1 protein-coding gene is annotated in these 1852 nt (G+C 65.7%); it reads left to right on the top strand.

All coding sequences use genetic code 11. The features are described 5' to 3' along the window. Positions 1 to 1852 (top strand): acetate--CoA ligase (gene acs, locus ACZ6DL_RS38050; protein ID WP_466058585.1); only part of this gene is annotated, 1852 nt, incomplete at both ends.

The raw sequence follows: 1852 nt of genomic DNA, 5'->3' as shown, positions 1-1852 counted from the left end.
GCTGAGGCGAACGCCGACGCGGGGTTCTACCAGCGGGCGGCGGCCGATCGGGAAGCATTCTGGGCCGAGCAGGCCGGGCGGTTGCACTGGCACGAACCCTTCACCCAGGTGCTGGACTGGACCGACGCGCCGGTAGCGAAATGGTTCGTCGGCGGAAAACTCAACGTCGCCTACAACTGCCTCGACCGCCACGTCCTGCACGGCCACGGCGACCAGATCGCCATCCACTGGGAAGGCGAACCCGGCGACTCCCGCACCCTCACCTACCAGCAACTGCTCGACGAAGTATCCCGCGCGGCGAACTATCTCACCGAACTCGGCCTGCAACCCGGCGACCGCGTCGCGATCTACATGCCCATGGTGCCCGAAGCCATCATCGCCATGCTCGCCTGCGCCCGCCTCGGCCTCACCCACTCCGTCGTGTTCGCCGGATTCTCCCCCACCGCGCTACGCCAACGCGTCGACGACGCCGCCGCCCGCCTCATCATCACCACCGACGGACAATACCGCCGCGGCAAACCCGCCCCCCTCAAAACCGCCGTCGACGAAGCACTCGGCCACGACCCCAGCACCGTCGAACACGTCCTGGTCGTGCGCCGCACCGGCATCGAAGTCCCCTGGACCGACGGCCGCGACCTGTGGTGGCACAACACCGTCACCACCGCCTCCCCCCACCACCACGCCCAACCCTTCGACGCCGAACACCCCCTGTTCATCCTCTACACCTCCGGCACCACCGGAAAACCCAAAGGCATCCTGCACACCACCGGCGGCTACCTCACCCAAACCGCCTACACCCACCACACCGTCTTCGACCACAAACCCGGCCACGACACCTACTGGTGCACCGCCGACATCGGCTGGGTCACCGGCCACAGCTACATCGTCTACGGCCCCCTCGCCAACCGCACCACCCAAATCGTCTACGAAGGCACCCCCAACTCCCCCACCGAACACCGCCACTTCGAAATCATCGAAAAATACGGCGTCACCATCTACTACACCGCCCCCACCCTCATCCGCACCTTCATGAAATGGGGCAGACAGATCCCCGACGCCCACGACCTGTCGTCATTGCGGCTACTCGGCTCGGTCGGCGAACCCATCAACCCCGAAGCATGGCGCTGGTACCGCGAAGTCATCGGTGGAAATCGCACCCCCATCGTCGACACCTGGTGGCAAACCGAAACCGGCGCCATCATGATCTCCCCCCTGCCCGGCGTCACCGCCACCAAACCCGGCGCCGCCATGACCCCCCTCCCCGGCATCTCCGCACAAGTCGTCGACGAAGAAGGCAAACCCGTCGAACACGGGGAAACCGAAGCCAACGGCTACCTCGTCCTCGACCAACCATGGCCATCAATGCTGCGCGGCATCTGGGGCGACCCCCAACGCTTCCGCGAAACCTACTGGCAACGCTTCGCCGAACAAGGCTGGTACTTCGCCGGCGACGGCGCCAAACTCGACACCGACGCCGACCTCTGGATCCTCGGCCGCGTCGACGACGTCATGAACATCTCCGGCCACCGAATCTCCACCGCCGAAGTCGAATCCGCCCTCGTCGCACACCACACCATCGCCGAAGCCGCCGTCGTCGGCGCCACCGACCCCACCACCGGCCAAGGCATCGTCGCCTTCGTCATCCTCACCACACACACCCAACCCACCCCCACCCTCATCGACGACCTCAAAACCCAAGTCGCCCACGAAATCAGCCCCATCGCCAAACCCCGCGAAATCCACATCGTCCCCGAACTCCCCAAAACCCGCAGCGGCAAAATCATGCGCCGCCTCCTACGCGACATCGCCGAAGGACGCGAACTCGGCGACACCTCCACCCTCGTCGACCCGA

It is taken from the genome of Nocardia sp. NPDC041819 (genome assembly GCF_055590505.1).
This window is presented reverse-complemented; position numbering and strand designations above follow the sequence as displayed.